Source organism: Streptomyces calidiresistens, assembly GCF_014141525.1.
GTDB lineage: Bacteria > Actinomycetota > Actinomycetes > Streptomycetales > Streptomycetaceae > Streptomyces > Streptomyces calidiresistens.
Genome location: NZ_VKHS01000530.1, coordinates 1 through 3,943, shown reverse-complemented (window position 1 = coordinate 3,943; position 3,943 = coordinate 1). Strand labels below are relative to the sequence as shown.

Below are 3,943 nucleotides of genomic sequence, written 5' to 3'. Positions count from 1 at the left end.
GCGGAGGAAGGCCGTCCACGCCGGGTGGCTGTGGTGGGTGGGGCGGAGTCCGGTGTGCCTGGAGTCGCGCACCGCGACGGTGTCGGAGTCGGCGAGGGCCGCCACTTCGACGCATTGACCGTTGCCACTGCTGTAACTGCTGCGACGCCAACCGGTCCCGACCACAGGTCACCTCCGGGGAGAGTCCGTGTCGAGGATGGTCGTGAGCAGTCGCGAGGAGTCCGTCGGGCCGAGGGCTTGGGCTCGAAGCTGTTCGAACACGGCGCCGAAGCGACCCCCCTCCACCTCGGTGTCCGGAAACAGGTCCCCGGCCATGGACGGCAGGACCGTGTGGTTCCGGTGCGATCCGCCCCGGAACCGGGTGGTGGGATGAGGTCGGTGCGGGTCACAACTCCCGGATGACACGGGCGGGGTTGCCGACGGCGAGGACGTTCGCCGGAAGGTCGCGGGTGACGACCGCGCCGGCGCCGACCACCGTGTTCTCCCCGATCGTCACGCCGGGGCAGACGATGACCCCGCCGCCCAGCCAGACGTTGTCCCCGATGGTGATCGGCCGGGCGGCCTCCCACTTCGCCCGCCGGCGCTCGGCCTCCAAGGGGTGGATGGGCGTGAGCAGTTGGACGTTGGGGCCGATCTGCACGTCCTCCCCGATGGTGATCGGCGCGACGTCCAGGAACACGGCGCCGAAGTTGACGAAGGTGCCCCGGCCGACGGTGACGTACCGACCGAAGTCCACCCGCAGCGGCGGCCGGATCTCCACCCCCTCGCCCAGCCCGCCGAGGAGTTCGGCGAGCAGGGCGCGCCGCCCGGTGGGGTCGTCGGCGGGGGAGGAGTTGAACCGGTCGCACACCTCGGCGCCGCGCAGCAGGTCGGCGGCGATCTCCGGATCGTCGGCGAGGTACCAATCCCCCGCGAGCATCCGCTCCTTCGGTGTGCGCCCGTCCGGGTCGGCTCCGGTCGCGTCCGTCATGGTGGTCCCTCCGTCCTCCGACACCGGGGCGTCGGTGTGTGCGCGGTCAGTCGGTGCCCAGGACGACCGCCGACCACGGCGGCAGGGCGAACGGCCCACCGGGCTCCGGCATCCGCGGGTCGCCGAAGGTCGCGGCGAGTACCCGGTGGGCCCCCGTCCCCCCGCCGCTCTCCGGCAGCGGCACGGACACCCCGCCCCCCGAGAGGTTGACCGCCACGGTCAACGGCGGGTTGCGCAGCACCAGCCACCGGGCCGCCTCGTCGTACTCCACGGAGACCGCCGCCAAGGGCCGGTCCGGCGGCAGGTGCTCGTGCCGCAGCGCCAGCAGCCGCCGGTACCAGCCGAGCAGCCACTCCTCCTCCGGACGCCCGGGACGGCGCAGGCAGGAGCGGTCCCGGGTGGCGGGGTCCTGCGGGTCGGGGATCTCGGACTCGGTCCAGCCGTGCGAGGCGAATTCCCGTCGCCGGCCGGTGCGCACCGCCTCCGCCAGGTCCGGGTCGGGGTGGTCGGTGAAGTACTGCCAGGGGGTGCGGGCGCCCCACTCCTCGCCCATGAAGAGCATCGGGGTCATCGGTCCGCACAGCACCAGGGCCGCCCCGCAGGCCAGTTGGAGATCGGTGAGGGAGGCCGCCAGGCGGTCCCCCTGCGCGCGGTTGCCGATCTGGTCGTGCGTCTGCGCGTAACCCACCAGGCGGTACCCCGGCACCGTCTCCCGGTCCAGGGGGGCGCCGTGGCGCCGTCCCCGGAAGGAGGACCACCCGCCGGCGTGCAGGAAGCCGTCGGTCAGGGTGGTCGCCAGCGCGGCGATCGGGGCGCGGGCGAAGTCGGCGTAGTACCCCTGGTCCTCGCCGGTCAGCGCGGTGTGCAGGGCGTGGTGGAAGTCGTCGTTCCACTGGCCGTCCAGCCCCAGTCCGCCGGCCGCCTGGGGGGTGACGGTCGCGGGGTCGTTGCGGTCGGACTCCGCGATCAGGAACAGCGGCCGGCCCAGCTCGGCGGACAACTCGTCGACCCGCCGCGAGAGTTCGGCGAGGAAGTGCTCGGCCCGGTTGTCGGCCAGGGCGTGCACGGCGTCCAGCCGCAGGCCGTCCAGCCGGTAATCGCGCAGGAAGGCGAGCGCGCTGCCGATGAAGTGGTCGCGGACCTCGTCGGAACCCGGCCCGTCGAGGTTGATCGCCCACCCCCACGGGGTGTGGTAGCGGTCGGTGAAGTACGGGCCGAACTCGGCGAGGAAGTTGCCCCACGGGCCGAGGTGGTTGTGCACCACGTCCAGCACCACGCCCAGGCCGTGGCCATGGGCGGCGTCCACCAGGCGGCGCAGGCCGTCGGGGCCGCCGTAGGGTTCGTGCACCGCCCACGGCGCCACCCCGTCGTACCCCCACCCGTGCCGGCCGGGGAAGGAGCACACCGGCATCAACTGCACGTGGGTGATGCCCAGTTCGGCGAGTTCGGGCAGGTGCTCGATCGCGGCGTCGAAGGTGCCGGCGTCGGTGAAGGTCCCGACGTGCAGTTCGTACAGCACCGCGCCGGGCAGGCCCCGACCCTCCCACGGGTGGTGCCAGGCCCACCCGGCCGGGTCGTCGATCACGGCCCCCGGCCTCCCCGGTCCCTCCGGCAACCGGCGGGCCCGTGGGTCCGGGCGCACCGGGCCCTCGTCCACCGAGAAGCCGTAGCGGTCGCCGGGCGCGGCCGGCGCCTCGACCCGCCACCACCCCCCACCCGGCCCGTCGGCCGACCCGGGATCGTGCCGGGCCATCGGCACCCGCCGGTCGCGCAGGTGCAGATCGACCCGCTTCGCCTCCGGTGCCCACACCTCGAACCACTCGCTCCGCATGGTCACCCATGGTCGCGGTGCGCCGGCCCCGGCGCCACACCGCCGCGCCGGGCGGGGCCGGAAACCGGGACCCGGGTCGGTGGGAAACGCCGCATCGGCCGAATCCGCGGGAACCGTTCGGCGATGCCCCGCATCGCGCTGACCGGCAACGATCTGGACACCGGGTTCGGTCGCCGGGAGAATGACGGACCATGAATTCCCTCGAAGCCGGCCCGCCGCCGCCCCGGGTCTCCGACGCCGAACGGGAGCACGCGCTGGAGCTGTTGCGGGAGGGCGTGGCACAGGGGCGGGTCTCGCACGACACCTTCCTGCGCCGCATGGAGGTGGTGTTGGGCGCGCGGCGTCCCGATGAGCTGCGGGCGGTTCTGGAGGACCTGCCGCGCCGCGCGCCGGCTCCCGAGCCGGTCCCCAACGATCCGGCCCTGTACGAGCGGTTGGCCGACCGGTGGGGCGATCCGCGCGGGGATTTCGCGATGCTGCACTGGCTGGCGGTCGCCCGGGCCGAACTCGTCCCGCCCGCGCGCCGGTCCGGGGCCGTGCTGGTCGATCTGGGGTGCGGCGGGGGGCTGTTGGCCCCGCACCTCCGCCACCACGGGTACCGACACGTGGGGGTGGACCTCTCCCCCCGCTCGCTGGCCGTCGCCCGGGAGCACGGCGTGCGGGTCGTGCGGGCCGACGTGACGGCGGTGCCCCTGCCCGACGGTGTCGCCGACGTCGTGGTGGCCGGGGAGATCCTGGAACACGTCCCGGACCTCCCCCGGGCGGTGGCGGAGGCGTGCCGGTTGCTGCGGCCCGACGGGCTCCTGGTCGTGGACACCCTCGCCGACACGGTGCTCGCGCGCTGGGTGGCCGTCCACCTCGGGGAGCGGATTCCGCGCGTGGCGCCCCGGGGCGTGCACGACCCCGCGCTGTTCGTCAACCGCGAGCGACTGGGGCGCGAGTGCGCCCGGCACGGCGTGCGGTTGCGCATCCGGGGACTGCGGCCCGTGGTGCGCGATCTCCCGGCATGGCTGACCGGTCGGCGCGACACCGTTCGGATGCGCCCCGTCCGGGACACCTCGATCCTCTACCAGGGGATCGGGCGCAGAACCGCACCCGCCGCCCGCGCACCGGCCCCCCGGGGCGAGCGGTGACACCCCCTC

Annotated in this window: 4 protein-coding genes; 1 reads left to right on the top strand and 3 read right to left on the bottom strand. The window is 74.6% G+C overall.

From position 1 onward, the window contains the following. The 3 genes from FOE67_RS18990 to treZ form a co-directional block, all read right to left on the bottom strand. On the bottom strand, positions 1-165 hold a 165-nt coding region (locus FOE67_RS18990), incomplete at its 3' end, for a DUF397 domain-containing protein (RefSeq protein ID WP_182665902.1). A 220-nt stretch (positions 166-385) separates the two neighbouring features. Further along, on the bottom strand, positions 386-970 hold the full coding sequence (locus FOE67_RS18985; RefSeq protein WP_228474039.1) for a sugar O-acetyltransferase: 585 nt from the start codon (positions 968-970) through the stop codon (positions 386-388). A gap of 46 nt (positions 971-1,016) precedes the next feature. After that, complete coding sequence (gene treZ, locus FOE67_RS18980) at positions 1,017-2,801, bottom strand: malto-oligosyltrehalose trehalohydrolase (protein WP_182665900.1); 1,785 nt, start codon at positions 2,799-2,801, stop codon at positions 1,017-1,019. A 191-nt stretch (positions 2,802-2,992) separates the two neighbouring features. On the opposite strand from treZ, the gene FOE67_RS18975 reads away from it, so the two are divergent. After that, positions 2,993-3,934: a methyltransferase domain-containing protein gene (locus FOE67_RS18975; protein ID WP_194444450.1), complete on the top strand. Its 942-nt coding sequence runs from the start codon at positions 2,993-2,995 to the stop codon at positions 3,932-3,934. The last annotated feature ends 9 nt before the right edge of the window (positions 3,935-3,943 follow it).